17 protein-coding genes and 1 riboswitch are annotated in these 15,039 nt (G+C 33.1%); of the genes, 6 read left to right on the top strand and 11 right to left on the bottom strand.

Translation table 11 applies throughout. The features are described 5' to 3' along the window. Positions 1-4: 4 nt before the first annotated feature. Positions 5-475: a 30S ribosomal protein S7 gene (rpsG, locus tag AC38BG_RS03260; RefSeq protein ID WP_489937733.1), complete on the bottom strand. Its 471-nt coding sequence runs from the start codon at positions 473-475 to the stop codon at positions 5-7. 14 nt (positions 476-489) lie between these two features. Next, the gene (rpsL, locus tag AC38BG_RS03255) at positions 490-897 is read right to left on the bottom strand and encodes a 30S ribosomal protein S12 (RefSeq protein ID WP_489937732.1); all 408 of its coding nucleotides are present in this window, start codon (positions 895-897) and stop codon (positions 490-492) included. Positions 898-1,066: 169 nt separating this feature from the next. Between rpsL and AC38BG_RS03250 the strand changes: the two genes are divergently transcribed. From AC38BG_RS03250 to udk, 3 genes are all read left to right on the top strand, one after another. Further along, on the top strand, positions 1,067-1,765 hold the full coding sequence (locus AC38BG_RS03250; RefSeq protein ID WP_489937731.1) for a prepilin peptidase: 699 nt from the start codon (positions 1,067-1,069) through the stop codon (positions 1,763-1,765). Positions 1,766-1,806: 41 nt separating this feature from the next. Further along, a complete protein-coding gene (locus tag AC38BG_RS03245; RefSeq protein WP_489937730.1) occupies positions 1,807-2,079 on the top strand; it encodes a GNAT family N-acetyltransferase in 273 nt (90 codons plus the stop codon). Positions 2,080-2,155: 76 nt separating this feature from the next. After that, positions 2,156-2,788 carry a uridine kinase gene (gene udk, locus AC38BG_RS03240; RefSeq protein ID WP_489937729.1) on the top strand — a complete coding sequence of 211 codons (633 nt, stop codon included), beginning with the start codon at positions 2,156-2,158 and terminating at the stop codon, positions 2,786-2,788. A gap of 39 nt (positions 2,789-2,827) precedes the next feature. On the opposite strand, the gene AC38BG_RS03235 is transcribed toward udk, so the two are convergent. The 3 genes from AC38BG_RS03235 to AC38BG_RS03225 all read right to left on the bottom strand — a co-directional run bounded on the left by AC38BG_RS03235 (position 2,828) and on the right by AC38BG_RS03225 (position 6,364). Next, positions 2,828-4,174, bottom strand: coding sequence for an MFS transporter (locus AC38BG_RS03235; protein ID WP_489937728.1), 1,347 nt, complete (start codon positions 4,172-4,174; stop codon positions 2,828-2,830). A 112-nt stretch (positions 4,175-4,286) separates the two neighbouring features. After that, positions 4,287-5,684 carry an MFS transporter gene (locus AC38BG_RS03230; RefSeq protein ID WP_489937727.1) on the bottom strand — a complete coding sequence of 466 codons (1,398 nt, stop codon included), beginning with the start codon at positions 5,682-5,684 and terminating at the stop codon, positions 4,287-4,289. Positions 5,685-5,791: 107 nt separating this feature from the next. After that, the gene (locus AC38BG_RS03225) at positions 5,792-6,364 is read right to left on the bottom strand and encodes an ECF transporter S component (protein WP_489937726.1); all 573 of its coding nucleotides are present in this window, start codon (positions 6,362-6,364) and stop codon (positions 5,792-5,794) included. Positions 6,365-6,412: 48 nt separating this feature from the next. Further along, positions 6,413-6,501, bottom strand: a riboswitch (TPP riboswitch). A 156-nt stretch (positions 6,502-6,657) separates the two neighbouring features. On the opposite strand from AC38BG_RS03225, the gene AC38BG_RS03220 reads away from it, so the two are divergent. The 3 genes from AC38BG_RS03220 to AC38BG_RS03210 all read left to right on the top strand — a co-directional run bounded on the left by AC38BG_RS03220 (position 6,658) and on the right by AC38BG_RS03210 (position 8,309). Then, positions 6,658-7,203 (top strand): cysteine hydrolase family protein, encoded by a 546-nt coding sequence (locus tag AC38BG_RS03220; protein WP_489937725.1) that lies wholly within the window; start codon positions 6,658-6,660, stop codon positions 7,201-7,203. Positions 7,204-7,291: 88 nt separating this feature from the next. Then, positions 7,292-7,609 carry an ArsR/SmtB family transcription factor gene (locus AC38BG_RS03215; RefSeq protein ID WP_489937724.1) on the top strand — a complete coding sequence of 106 codons (318 nt, stop codon included), beginning with the start codon at positions 7,292-7,294 and terminating at the stop codon, positions 7,607-7,609. 16 nt (positions 7,610-7,625) lie between these two features. After that, a complete protein-coding gene (locus tag AC38BG_RS03210) occupies positions 7,626-8,309 on the top strand; it encodes a type 1 glutamine amidotransferase domain-containing protein (protein WP_489937723.1) in 684 nt (227 codons plus the stop codon). 66 nt (positions 8,310-8,375) lie between these two features. On the opposite strand, the gene AC38BG_RS03205 is transcribed toward AC38BG_RS03210, so the two are convergent. The 6 genes from AC38BG_RS03205 to AC38BG_RS03180 are packed head-to-tail and all read right to left on the bottom strand — an operon-like array spanning position 8,376 to position 15,034. Further along, entirely contained in the window at positions 8,376-8,504 is a 129-nt protein-coding gene (locus AC38BG_RS03205) for a hypothetical protein (RefSeq protein WP_489937722.1), read from the bottom strand. A 4-nt stretch (positions 8,505-8,508) separates the two neighbouring features. After that, a complete protein-coding gene (gene pyrE / locus AC38BG_RS03200; RefSeq protein WP_489937721.1) occupies positions 8,509-9,129 on the bottom strand; it encodes an orotate phosphoribosyltransferase in 621 nt (206 codons plus the stop codon). Beyond that, positions 9,126-9,845, bottom strand: coding sequence for an orotidine-5'-phosphate decarboxylase (gene pyrF, locus AC38BG_RS03195; RefSeq protein WP_489937720.1), 720 nt, complete (start codon positions 9,843-9,845; stop codon positions 9,126-9,128). Before pyrF ends, pyrE begins: the two co-directional genes overlap by 4 nt. After that, positions 9,835-10,764: a dihydroorotate dehydrogenase gene (locus tag AC38BG_RS03190; RefSeq protein WP_489937719.1), complete on the bottom strand. Its 930-nt coding sequence runs from the start codon at positions 10,762-10,764 to the stop codon at positions 9,835-9,837. Before AC38BG_RS03190 ends, pyrF begins: the two co-directional genes overlap by 11 nt. 3 nt (positions 10,765-10,767) lie before the next feature. Then, entirely contained in the window at positions 10,768-13,956 is a 3,189-nt protein-coding gene (gene carB / locus AC38BG_RS03185) for a carbamoyl-phosphate synthase large subunit (protein WP_489937718.1), read from the bottom strand. Further along, complete coding sequence (locus AC38BG_RS03180) at positions 13,949-15,034, bottom strand: carbamoyl phosphate synthase small subunit (RefSeq protein ID WP_489937717.1); 1,086 nt, start codon at positions 15,032-15,034, stop codon at positions 13,949-13,951. Before AC38BG_RS03180 ends, carB begins: the two co-directional genes overlap by 8 nt. Positions 15,035-15,039 lie beyond the last annotated feature (5 nt).

Genomic DNA, 15,039 nt, shown 5'->3' with positions numbered 1-15,039 from the left:
ATAATTAAAAGCGATAGTGTGCAAATGCACGGTTAGCTTCAGCCATACGGTGAACATCTTCACGCTTTTTAACAGCTGATCCAGTGTTGTTTGAAGCATCGATAATTTCATTTGCTAAGCGTTCATCCATAGTATGTTCATTACGTAAGCGTGCGTATGAAACTAACCATCTAAGACCTAAAGTTTGTCTTCTTTCTGGGCGAACTTCAACAGGAATTTGGTAGTTTGAACCACCAATACGGCGTGCTCTAACTTCAAGTACAGGCATAATGTTGTTCATTGCATCTTCAAAAACTTCGATTGGTTCTTTGCCAGTCTTATCTTGAACAATTGAAAATGCATCATAAAGTATTGATGAAGCTTTAGCTCTCTTACCATCCAACATTAAGTGGTTGATAAGTTTAGTAACAAGTTTTGAATTATAAACTGGATCTGCCAAAATATCTCTTTTAGCAATATGTCCTTTTCTAGGCATTAATAAACTCCTCCTTAACCTTTCTTAGTACCGTATTTAGAACGACCTTGTTTTCTGCCATCAACACCAGCAGTATCAAGAGCTCCACGAACAATATGGTAACGAACACCAGGAAGGTCTTTTACACGACCACCACGAATTAAAACAACTGAGTGTTCTTGTAAGTTATGACCTTCACCTGGAATATATGCAGTAACTTCAGTTAAGTTAGATAAACGAACACGAGCATATTTACGTAATGCTGAGTTAGGTTTCTTAGGTGTCATAGTACCTACACGAGTAGCAACTCCACGCATTTGAGGTGCTGGGTTAAATACTTGTTCTTTTTTCATACTGTTGTAGCTATAGTTTAAAGCTGGTGATTTTGATTTGGTCATCTTTGAATGACGACCTTTTCTTACCAATTGGTTTATGGTTGGCATTAATTATTTCCTCCTAAAAATTGTTCACACATCCGGGAGTTTCTTTTCTTCCATATGACATGTTTTGAAAAATATACGTTTATTATTTTACACGTTCTAAAAAATAAATCAAATTTTTTAAGACTAAAGTGCAAATTTTGTCGTAATTAATATATAGGAGGATATTTAAATGTTTTTTTTAATTATTAATTTTTTCATCGGTGCATGTCTAGCATCCCATGCATTAGTTATTGTAGATAGATTAGAACACACAGAAAATTCCAACTTAGTTTATGGTCGCAGCTGTTGCAATAATTGCAAGTTTGAGTTGCAATTAAACGACGAGATTCCAATTATTTCTTATATCTTGTTAAATGGAAAATGCAGATATTGTCAAATTGCAATACCAAAAGATTTATTAGCGTTTGAATTAATTGGTGGCCTTAGTTTCTTGTTCATTGATTTTTCTATCCAAAATAATCTACTAATAGCTAGTTTTTTATTTTGCATCTTAACAATCGCACTGAGTGATTATTATTATCAGTATTTTGATATTAAGTTGATATTTGTTCCAAGCTTTTTAGCAATTATAAATTTTGTCATTAATTTTGAACATATTACTATTGAAAATATAATTGCTATCATCATTATGAGTTGTCTGATGGGGTATTTTATCTACAAGCAAAAAATGGGATCTGGAGATCTGATAGTCTATTTATTAATCATATTCTTTTTTTCAATTAATATTGCTAATCTAGCATTTTTCTTTGCGGCAATTTTAGTATTATTATGGTACTTTTTTGAAAAGAATCATCTTAATTCAACAACGCAAATTCCGCTTGTACCCTTTTTATATTTAGGACTAATTTTGACTTTATTGTTAAACTAAAAGTAATCAATATAATAAATTTTATTAATGAGGTTATGATTATGAAATTTAAACAAGTGCCAAATAAAATTTTAGTTTTCGATAATGACAAACTAGCAGGTGAATTAGATTACCAAATAAAACAAAATATACTAACTATCACACATACTGTAGTTAGTCCCAAAATGCGTGGATGTGGTATTGCCGCACAATTGACATCAGAATTAATAAATTTCGTCAAACAAAATAATTTTAAAATTATTCCACAATGTTCATATGCTCAGCATTTTTTCAAAATAAATCCTCAATATCATAACTTATTGGAACTTTTGTAATCTAAACTGTTGAAATCATTAGTATACGTGTATACTAATACAAGTTGTATCAACTTATGAAAGAAGTTTTTATTCAATGAAAAAAAGACCTATTATAATTGGCATAGCTGGTGGATCAGGTAGTGGGAAAACTACGATTTCCCAAGAAGTTGCTCGATTAATTCATGATAATGATCGAATTATGATTTTGACTCAAGATTCTTATTATAAAGATAACTCTAATCTTTCAATGCAAGACCGCCAAAAAATAAACTATGATCATCCTAATGCTTTTGATATGAATTTATTAATCAAACAGCTCAAAATGCTGCTAGACAGACAACCAATTGAAATGCCAATTTATGATTTTACAATTCATACCCGCAGCAAAAAAACAGTTCATTTAGAACCTGCAGATATTATTATTTTAGAAGGCATTCTAGTTTTATCTGATAAAAAATTGCGTGACTTAATGAACATTAAAGTTTATGTAGATACAGATGATGATATTAGATTCATCAGACGTTTGCAGCGCGATATTAAAGAACGTGGTCGCTCCATTGATTCAGTAATTAATCAGTACCTTGCAACTGTTAAACCAATGTATCATCAATTTATTGAACCAACTAAACGATATGCAGATATTATTATCCCTGAAGGTGGTGAAAATAATGTTGCAATCGATATGTTAACAACAAAAATTCGTTCAATTTTAAATCAAGACAAATAAAGAGCCCTCAAGTCCCTGAGAGCTCTTTTTGATAGCTAATTATTTATCATCAATTCGGTTGTATTTTTTAGCCATTGCCACAATTAATAATATACTTAAAACCACATATATTGCTGCTGCAATGTAATATGCTGTGAAATATCCATTTGGCGTTTTAAACAAATAAAATCCTGTGAATAATCCATCAATAATTCCGACTACCGCCATTGCCACTTGAACTACGGCAGTATATGCGGGACGCAAGTCTTTATCCACAATAAGCATTTGAAATTTTTGATTAATAGGCATTGTTGCATTTGCTAATCCACTGCGCAAGAATAATAATATTCCAACAATTATAAACATTGTAATTCCAGGTGCAATCGCACGACCATTAGCAAGCAAAACCATCAATGGTGCACAAGCTAGTGTCCCAGAAGCAATTGAAACAACTGTACCCAACTTCTTTTCCAAAAATGGCGCAAACATATAACCAATGAACATAGCTGCTGTTTGAACAGTATTAATAGTCGAAGTGATGCCACGTGGAATATGTAAGAAATTATTCAAATAAATCGGGATATATGGGACAACCAATCTAGCTCCTAATTGAATTCCACAAACATAGACAATCCACATACAGGTAGTTTTATTGAATAATTTTTTATATGTATCTAGCCTAGTTAATTCAGATTCATCTTGTTGTGTATTACGATAGTCAGCAGGCTCATCTTTAATAAAGTATGCCAGAATAAATGCAAAAATATTTATTAAAGCAGTAAATACAATCACGATCTTAAATGCATTTGTATAAGTATCCAAAAGCATCCCATGCATTAATTCTGGGTGAGCAGACAATGCAGAAGCATGATCATAAGTGATATGGTCTAATTTGCTAAATAAATATACTACTGCTTTCCCACCTATGAAAACAAACAAAGTCTGTGTAACCAAATTTACTATCATAACAGTTGTAAACCATTTGGTTCTGATCTTTTCTGGTATATAAGATGTCCACATTAGTGGATAAATTATGTCATAAAGGCCAATTGAAGTCATTGAAATTACATATGCAATCATGATGATTGGCTGATTAGTTGTAATTGTGGTCAAAATCAAAAATATAGTTGATATTGGTGGCAACAACAATAATATCTTGCGATAACCAACTTCATGAACAGATAAGATTATAAATGACATTAATAAAGCAGATATTGCTGTAAAAATATTCAATCCTGAAATCAATCCTGGTGAAACAATTTGTAAATATGATAACAAAGCATCATTAGTTATTCCAGTTACTGCTCCTAATATCCCATAAATCCACAAGTATAAATACACGTTTCGTTTATATCGTGGATTCCAATTAGCTATAGCTTCTTTTACGCTTCTATTTCTTTCATTCATAGCTATCACTCCCCCTGTGATTTTATATGTTAATTTTATCACATATAGCTATAAAAAATAGCTTATTTTTATAAATAAAATAAGAGTAGTTGTACATTACCTACTCTCATTTTTAGATATAATTTTTTAGCTTTTTCGGTACAAAAATTAAAGCATTAATAAAAGCGATTATCATTAAAAAACATAAAGCTATAAAAGTCCATTTCACTCCTACAGCTGTTGCTTTACTGTATGAAATAAATCTTATTTTTTGCCCCATAGCAATTAACACCCCTGCAAGTGCAGTTCCGATAGCGCCGCTAAATTGCTGAAAAGTATTAAAAATAGCATTACCTTGAGCCTGCTGTTTACTAGTCAAGGCAGTTAATCCGCTAGTCATTAGCGTGCTTAAACTTAACCCATATCCTATATAATATAATGCATATAAAGTCATTATTGTAAGATTATTCAAATGATTACCATTAATAGCCATAACTATACACCAAACTAAGGAATTGGCTATCCCAATAATAATTGGAATTCTTGCACCATGTTTATCAAGTAATCTTCCAGCAACCAATGCCATTAGCGCATTGCAGACAGCTCCTGGAAATACTAACCAACCAGATAATGAAATACTACCATGGTTAATAACTTGAACATATATTGGGAAACTAAAGCCCAGAGCTAAGGTAACAGTTTTTACCATGCAGTATGCAAATAGCTGTCCACTAAATTTAAGATTAGTAAAAATATAAGGATCGATCAGTGGATGAACATCTTTTTGGGCAATAAATATCCATACAATTAAGCAGATAATACCTAAACAAATTACCCCAAATACTTGAAAACTTAATATTTTATTTCTAGCAATATTAGTAAAACCAATTATAAAAAGAATCAATGATAAAGATATCAAAATCCATTGTGTAAACTTTATTTTGATATTTTTTAACTGATTAATTTGCATAATAGAATAATTGCCACTTATCAAAGCTATTGCAATCAATGGAATTGAAATAATAAAAATATATCTCCAACCCAAAGTATCTGTAACAACCCCACCAAAAACAGGGCCTAATGCAACAGCGCATGCAGTAATCATGGTGCCAAGTCCCATCATTGTACCTAATTTATTATGGGGCACTTGGGTCAAAATAATATTGTACATTAAAGGTAATCCAAAGCCAGTTCCCATACCTTGCAGCATTCTACCAAATAATAGTAATACAAAAGTTTTCGCAAAAGCATCAATGACTAACCCTACCATGAATAAGCAAACGCCAATCGTAAAAATCTTCTTAGTTGGGATTTTTAACCTGATTTTAGAACTTAATGTAACAACTATCGCTATCACTAACAATACTAATGTATTCATCCATTGAACTTGATCTGTAGTAATGTTAAATTCTTTAATTAAAGTAGGAAATGTTACTGTAGTAGCCGTTTCATCTAAGATACCTAAAAAAGACAGCATCCCAGCAGATAAGATAGCCATTATTAATCTTGTAGTTATTCTTTTATTATCCATAATTATGGCCTCGATATCTTTTTATTTATATTCATTATAGTTCATTTTTTAACATAAAAAATAAGAGTAGCTATTAATTAGCCGCTCTTATTAAAATAGATATAATTTTATTCAGTCTTCATAATCCGATCAAACATTTTAGTAATTAACTTTACCAATATCCCGTCGAAAAATAAGGCGGATAATGTGCTAACTATAAACATTTCAACTAATAAACCAAATGGATATTTACTATATCCATATAAGAAATAAGTACTTAAAAATCCAGCAATATTAGCAAAAAATGCTCCAGTTAAAACAGATGCCCAAGAAAAGCGATCATATCTTTTTTGCTTGGGGAAAAATCCAATTTCATTACCAATACCCTGCACTACTCCAGCAAGCAAATTACTCCAGCCCCATTGGCTTCCTAATGCCATTTCAATAAATCCTGCTAAAGTTTCACCAATTGTCCCAGAACCAATCGTTGGTACAAAATAAATTGCAAGTGGTGCTGCCATATACCAAATACCTTGAGTTAATTGATCTGCTACTGGTGCTAATCCAGTGGGTGTAGCAATAATTTTGATCACATTATATAAGGGATTGAAAGCATATTGATAAATTGCTCCCATCACAACACCAATTAGGGCAACTAAGATAACTGCTCTAACAGACCATTTATTTTCTTTTTTTATCATACAAAAACTCCTCATCAACTATATAAGCCAACAAGGAGATTAATTTCTCAAGTATTGATTTCACTTTCCTACGCAAAAATTAATTTGTTCAGGTTCAAAGGGTAAATTCTCAGCTTAAAGCTCCCCTAGTGACTTATTTATTACTTTTATAATCTACCATAAAAAGTTATTTCAAAAAAGAGTTTATACCCAATAATTTTAAAGTTTTATCAAGACTAATTCCTCATAAAATTTCATTATCCTTGCTAAAATTAAGTCATTATCATTTGAGTCTTTTTATGGAGGAGCATGTTATGACAAAAGCGCTATTGATAATTGATTATACTTATGACTTTGCAGCAGATGATGGAGCATTAACTGCAGGAAAGCCCGCTCAAAAATTAGATCCTGAATTAGTGGCTCTAGCAGATAAATTTTTGAAAAATGGAGATTATGTGATTTTTCCTACTGATGGACACACTGGTGATAAATTTAGCCCAGAATATAAACTATTTCCACCACACTGTATTGTTGGCACTAAAGGTCAATCATTATATGGTAATGTCAAAAAATGGTACGACCAACACAAAAATAGCGATCATGTATATCAATACAATAAGAATCGTTATTCTGCTTTTCAAAATACTAATTTAGATAATTATCTGAGAGAACGCAGGATTGAGGATCTATGGTTAACCGGAATTTGTACAGATATTTGCGTATTGCATACTGCTGTTAGTGCTTATAATTTGAATTATAAATTAACTATTCCTGAAAATGCAGTAGCAACTTTTACTGAACATGGGCAACAATGGGCATTAGATCATTTCAGAAATTCACTTGGTGCCACGATTTTATAAAAAATAAGCAAGATATTTGTATTCTAGTCTAAAGATGATATTATATGTTTAAGTACTTAAACATATAAACACAGGAAAAAATGATTTTATGAAAGAAAATGAAGCATTAAGGTTATTTCACGATGGTTTGCCGATTTTTGCAATGTTGCAAGATAAAAATCGACAAAATATTTTAGTCACATTGTGTTGCCAAGGACCAATGAGTGTTACACAATTAACTCAAAAATCTAACCTCTCAAGGCCTGCAGTATCTCACCATTTAAAGTTATTACTAGATGCACATTTAGTATCCGTTGATCAAGTAGGCACAGAACGTTTTTATAAGGTTCACTTGACTGGCTCAATTAAGTTATTAAAGCAATTAGCTAATTCATTAGAAAATTTAAATTCAAAAAACAATTTATAGAATACGGGAAAAAGACATGAAAAAGAAAATTTTAATAGTTTCAACAAATAAAGGTCAATATGGTAATACCAAATCAGCTACTGGGCTATGGCTTGGTGAAGCAACAGAATTTATCAAAGTCGTTGAGAAAAATGGTTACCAAATCGACTACACTAGTCCAAATGGTGGTTATGTGCCAATTGATCCTCGTAGTATTAAATATGCTAGTCAAGATGATCTTAACATGTATAATAATCCTATTTGGCGTCAAAAAGCATTAGCAGATACTTTAAATCCCAATGAAATCAATCCAGATGATTATGCAGCAATTTATTTTACTGGTGGGCATGGAGTTATGTGGGATTTCCCTCATAATAAAAAGTTACATGAAATTTCATTAAGGATTTACCAAAATGGTGGTTATTTAACATCAGTATGCCATGGAATTGCCGCATTGCTGTACTTACAAGATGATGATGGACATTACATTGTAACTGATAAACATATTACTGGATTTGATACTACTGAAGAAATTCTTAGTGGCAAAAGACGTTACATTCCATTTTTAAATGAAACAGTTGCTAAACAACATGGAGCAATTTTTGAAAAGCGTCGTGCATATAGTCCATTTGCAGTACAAGATGGTCAATTAATTACCGGACAAAACCCATGGTCACCTAGACAAGTAGCAGATTTATTAGTTAAGAGCTTAGCGAACTAAAGCTTAGCAAAAAAGCCAGTCACAACTGGCTTTTTTTAATATTCAAATAATTTCAATACTCGATTGTTAGGGATCATCCATATTGTCAAAGTTAATGAACAAGCTATCATCTCTACTGGTAGATAAACTAACAAAATATGCTACATAACCACTCCACTCATGTCCTATTGCTTGCCAAGTTGGAGCCTTTTTCATTAAACTATTCCATCCAATTTTTTGGATCTTGGTGCCATTTTAATAAAATCTCTACATTATTTTCGCTGATAAAATTAATATCTTTAGCAGCTTCAACTAACTCTCGATAATTAGTTAAAGTAAAGTAAGGTAATTCAGCTTTGTCAAAGTTTTCATCAACTTGTTTTAATTGATATGAAAAAATTGCCCCAACTGCTAAAACATTCGCACCCGCTTTTTTGGTTGCATCAACTGCTTTTAAAACAGATCCACCAGTTGATAATAAATCATCAACAACAATTGTTTTAGCGCCATTAGGTAAGACTCCTTCAACTTGTTTATTTTTCCCATGGTCTTTTGGCTTGGAGCGTACATAAATCATAGGTAAATTCAGCTCTTGTGCAAGCCATGCAGCATGTGGAATCCCTGCAGTTGCAGTCCCTGCAATAATTTGAGTTTGAGGATATTTTTCTTTAATAATTGCAGCTAAACCTTTTGCAATAGTCTGACGAATTTTAGGATATGAGATAGTCAATCTATTATCACAATATATCGGACTTTTTAAACCACTAGCCCATACAAAAGGCTTATTTGGAGATAATTTTACTGCACCTATTTTTAATAAATCTTTTGCAACTTCTTTCATAGACTCTCCTCCCAGAGATGTTGAATCTTTTTATAAGTTTTAACAGGATCTTGAGCTTGTGTAATTGATCTACCAACCACAATTGCTGATGAATCATTTTCTGCAGCTAATTGTGGTGTCATAACACGTTTTTGATCATCATATGAATCACTTTTTAGTCTAATGCCAGGTGTTATTCGCAAAAACTTATCACCCATTCTTTGAGCAATTAGTTCAGCTTCATATCCAGAACATACTACACCAGCTAATTCTGCCTTTTTAGCTAATCTTGCTAAATGGATTACACTTTCTTGCAAGTTAACTTCTAGCATTTGCTCTTTTTTGACCATATATTGATCAGTTGAAGTTAATTGGGTAATAGCAATTAATTTAGGTTCTTCAAACCCATTCATTAACGCACCTTCATTTAATCCAGTTTTTGCAGCTTGCATCATTTCACTGCCACCTAATGCATGAACCGTAGTCATCTTAACTCCCATGCTACCAATCACACGCATTGCTCGATAGACAGTATGTGGAATGTCATGACATTTTAAATCCAAAAAAACATCATGACCCATATCTTGAACTTTTTTAACAATGTCTTTGCCTTCTGCATAAAACAATTCCATGCCGATTTTCACAAATAAATGTTCATCATTAAATTTTGATAAAAATGCTAAAGCATCTTCACTACTTGAATAATCTAATGCAATAATTGGACGTCTAATTTTCATTTTGTTTAACCTCTTGAATTAATTCAGTTATGCTGTTAATTTTCATTTTTAACATCAACTGTGTTAATTGTTGCACAATATGAGGACAAATCAAAGGGTCTTTAAAATGAGCAGTTCCAATTTGCACTGCACTAGCCCCTGCTAAATACATTTCAACAACATCTTGAGCAGTTTCAATTCCGCCAACACCAATAATTGGAATATTAACACTATGAGCAACCTCATAAACCATCCTGATTGCAATTGGATGTATTGCACTACCAGAATAACCTCCCATTGGTCTGCCAATTACTGATTGACGAGTTTTAAGATCAATTTTCATTCCCATAACTGTGTTAATCAAAACAATCCCATTTGCTCCAGCTTTTTCTACAGCTTTAGCAATTACTTTAATATCAGTCACATTAGGTGATAATTTCACATAAATTGGCACTTTAGACACAGCTTTTACTTTTTTAGTTAATTCATAAGCAATGTCTGGATCAACTCCAAATTCCATCCCACCTTTGTCCACATTAGGACAAGAGATGTTGATTTCTAGTGCATTAACTAATCCAGTTTCAGAAATTTTTTGGGCTATAGTTATATAGTCAGCAACTTTTTCACCCCCAACACTAGCAATTATTGGTAACTCTGGATATTTTTTACGTAATTCAGGAATTTTTTCATTAACAACTACATCCACACCAGGATTTTTTAATCCAACTGAATTTAAAGCATTTCCATTATCTAATACTGCAATTTGTGGTTGGGGGTTGCCAAGTCGTGCATTTAGAGTCGTTGTTTTTAATACCACTGCGCCTAATTCATTTAAATCATATTTTTGGGCAATTGATGTATCCCCAAAGCCAAATGTTCCAGACGCTGGCATAATTGGATTTTTTAATTTTAGTCCTGGTAAATTAACTGCTAAGTCCATATTTTAGGCCTCTTTCAATGTTTCTGTAGCAAATGAGCGACTCTCTAATGCCCTTAATAAAGCAGCCACTGTATCAAATGAAGTAAGCAAAGCTAAATTATGCTTAATTGCGGTCTGTCTAATTACAAAACCATCTGATTGTTTTAAGCGATCATGATCCATTGTGTTGATCACAATATCAATCTTGCCTGATTGCAATACTTTCAAGATATTATCTTCATCTTTTTCACCAATTTTGCCCACTTCAGTTACATGTAATCCAGCTTGTTTAAAGAATTCTGCAGTACCTTGGGTAGCAAAAATACGGTAACCAATTTTAGCAAATCTTTTTGCTAAAACTAAAGCAGCTTTTTTGTCACTATCTTTTACTGTGAACAATACTGACCCATTCAATGGTAATTTCACACCAGATCCGATAAATGCTTTATATAATGCTTTAGCAAAAGTATGATCAGTCCCCATAACTTCACCAGTTGACTTCATTTCAGGTCCTAGCATTGAATCTGCATCTAATAATTTATTAAATGAAAAGACAGGTGCCTTTACAAAGACTTCACTAGGTTCTGGATATAATCCAGTTTTATAGTCTAATTCTGGTAAAGTCTTACCCAAAATCACTTGAGTTGCAACTTGAGTCATTTTAATGCCAGTGATTTTACTCAAAAATGGAACTGTACGACTAGCCCTTGGGTTAACTTCGATAACATATACTTGATTATCACGCACAATAAACTGAATATTCATAATTCCTACACAGTTAAGTGCTAATGCTAATTTAGTTGTATCTGCAACAATTTGTTGTTTTACATTATCTGAAAAATCTTGTGCAGGATAGACCGCCATAGAGTCTCCGGAGTGAATTCCAGCACGTTCAATATGCTCCATAATGCCTGGGATTAAGACATTTTTACCATCACTGATTGCATCAACTTCACATTCATATCCTTCCAGATATGCATCAATTAAAATCGGGTGGTCAATTGTTAAATCAGCATTTTCTTTTAGATATTGCTCTAATTCTTGGTCATTATTAACTATCTCCATTGCACGTCCACCTAGTACATAACTTGGACGCACTAAAACTGGATATCCAATATCATGAGCGCGATCTAAAACCTCATCTTTATTCATCGCAATCTCGCCGCGAGGTTGCTTTAAGTCAAGATCTTTTATTACTTGATCAAATAATTCACGATCTTCTGCGCGATCTAGGTCTTTCACACTAGTTCCTAAGATTTTTACTCCATTTTGTGCTAACCCTGCAGCCAAATTAATCGCCGTTTGACCACCAAATTGGACAATCACGCCTTTTGGTTGCTCTAAATCAGTAACATTTAACACATCTTCTAGCGTTAATGGTTCAAAATATAATTTATCAGAGATTGAAAAGTCAGTTGAAACTGTTTCTGGATTAGAATTCATAATAATTGCTTCATAACCCATTGCTTGAATTGCCTTGACTGCATGAACTGTTGCATAGTCAAATTCAACACCTTGACCTATCCTTATTGGACCTGATCCTAATACTAGAACCGAAGGTTTATCAGTTTTATGACTTTCATTTTCCTTGTCATAACATGAATAAAAGTATGGAGTATTAGATTCAAATTCTGCAGCACACGTATCAACCATCTTGTACACAGGCATAATTTTATTTTCTTTACGCATTTGACGAATTTCAATAGCTTTTTTATTCCACAATTTACTAATAGTATCATCACTAAAGCCATAATATTTGGCTTCTTTTAACATTTCAAGATCATTTGGATGATTGCGCAAAGCAACTTCTAATTCAGTAATATGTTTAACAATATCTAAAAAATAAAGATTAATCTTAGTAAACTCATGGACTTCTTTTAATGAATAATTGCGTCTAAATGCTTCAGCGATATAAAATAGTCGATCATCTTGTGCATGAACTAATTTTTCTTCTAATTCATCATCACTAGCTGCTTGAGCTTTTGGATAAAATAAATCCTTTTCTTTGATTTCTAGTGAACGAACTGCTTTTTGCATTGCTTGTTCTAGATTTCTACCAATAGCCATAACTTCACCAGTAGCCTTCATTTGAGTGCCTAAATGATGGTCAGCTTGACCAAACTTATCAAAAGGCCAGCGTGGAATTTTAGCCACAACATAATCTAATGCTGGTTCAAATTCTGCATAAGTAGTACCAGTTACAGGATTTTTGATCTCATCTAAAGTCAATCCTACCGCAATTTTGGCAGCCATTTTTGCTATTGGATAACCTGTAGCTTTTGAAGCTAAAGCAGATGATCTTGATACACGAGGGTTAACTTCAATTACATCATATTTAAATGAATCTGGGCTTAAAGCTAGTTGGACATTGCATCCACCTTCGATTTTTAAAGCACGGATAATTTTTAATGAACAATCACGAAGCATCTGATATTCACGATCAGATAAAGTTTGAGTTGGCGCTACAACAATTGAGTCACCTGTGTGAATCCCCACTGGATCAAAGTTTTCCATAGAACAGACTACCATAGCATTATCTGAGGCATCCCTCATAACTTCATATTCGATTTCTTTATATCCTGCGATTGATTTTTCGATTAAACATTCAGTTGCTGGACTTAAATCTAATCCATTTGCAACAACTTCTGCTAATTCTTGGGCATTACTGCAGATTCCACCACCAGTTCCACCCATGGTAAATGCAGGACGAACTACAACAGGGTATCCGATCTTGCCCGCAAATTCGATTGCATCTTCTACAGTATTGACAGTTTGTGATTCAGCGACAGGTTCGCCCAATCGCATCATCAATTCTTTAAATTCTTCACGGTCCTCAGCTTCATTAATTGCATCAAGTTTTGTTCCTAATAACTCAACTCCTAGTTCATCTAAAATCCCACTTTTATGCAAGGCAATTGCTAAATTCAATCCAATTTGACCACCTAATGTTGCAAGGAGTGCATCAGGATATTCTTGGCGCATAATGCGAGAAACTGATTCAACAGTCAATGGTTCCATGTAAACTTTATCTGCGATATCCGTATCAGTCATAATAGTTGCAGGATTTGAGTTAACTAAGACTACTTCATATCCTTCTTCGCGCAAAGCTAAACATGCTTGAGTGCCTGAATAATCAAATTCTGCAGCTTGTCCAATAATAATTGGACCTGAGCCAATTACCATAATCTTATGTATATCAGTTCTTTTAGGCATTTTGTTCTTCCTTTCGTTGGTCTACCATTTGCATAAAGTCATCAAATATATCTACTGCATCATGAGGTCCTGGAGTTGCATCTGGGTGGAACTGGACACTGAATGCCTTATAGCGTTTATGCCGCAATCCTTCAATTGTGCCATCATTAATTTCAACATGTGTGACAATCAATTGATCTTTATCAATTGATTTAGGATCAACTGCATAACCATGGTTTTGCGAAGTAAAGTCAATTCTGTTAGTAGCAATTTCTCTGATAGGATGGTTAAATCCGCGGTGACCAAACTTCATATGGTAAGTATCAGCACCATTTGCCAAAGCAAATAATTGATGTCCTAAACAAATGCCAAATAATGGTAAATGTTTTTCGACTTCTTTAACCATTTCAACTGCATTTGGCAAATCTTTAGGGTCACCAGGCCCATTTGAAAGCAAGACACCATCTGGTTTTAGTCGTAAAATCTCTTCAGCTGTTGCAGTATATGGTAAAACAATGACATTACAATCTCTTTTTGATAGTTCATGTAAAATACTATGTTTTACTCCATAATCAACCAAAACAATATTGCGACTATCGCCAGGATTTGGATAAGGCTTAGTTGTAGAAACTGTTTGAACGATAGTTTTATTTAAAATCGCCTTTTGTAATTCATCAGTCATTTGATCAACATCTGATACTTCATCAACTAAATAAGCTTTCATAGTCCCATGTTCACGAATTTTTTTAGTTAATGCTCTGGTATCAATTCGTTTGATTCCTGGAATACCTTTTTGTTTCAAAAAATCATCAAAACTATCTTGCATTCTCCAAGAATCTGCCACTCTAGCAACTTCATGACAAACAACTCCAACACATTCTGGATTAATTGATTCATAATCATCTAAGTTAGTTCCATAATTACCAATTAACGGGTTAGTAAAGGTTAAAATTTGCCCAGCATATGACTGATCAGTAATCGCTTCTTGATATCCTGTCATTCCTGTTGTAAATACAACTTCGCCAATAGTTTTTTTATCTGCACCAAAAGCGATGCCTTCTAGCACTGTCCCATCTTCTAAGACTAAATATCGTTTCATGTTTA

The organism is Lactobacillus sp. M44, assembly GCF_058130005.1.
Note: the sequence above shows the minus strand (reverse complement) of the source record. Positions and strands in the feature narration are given on the sequence as shown.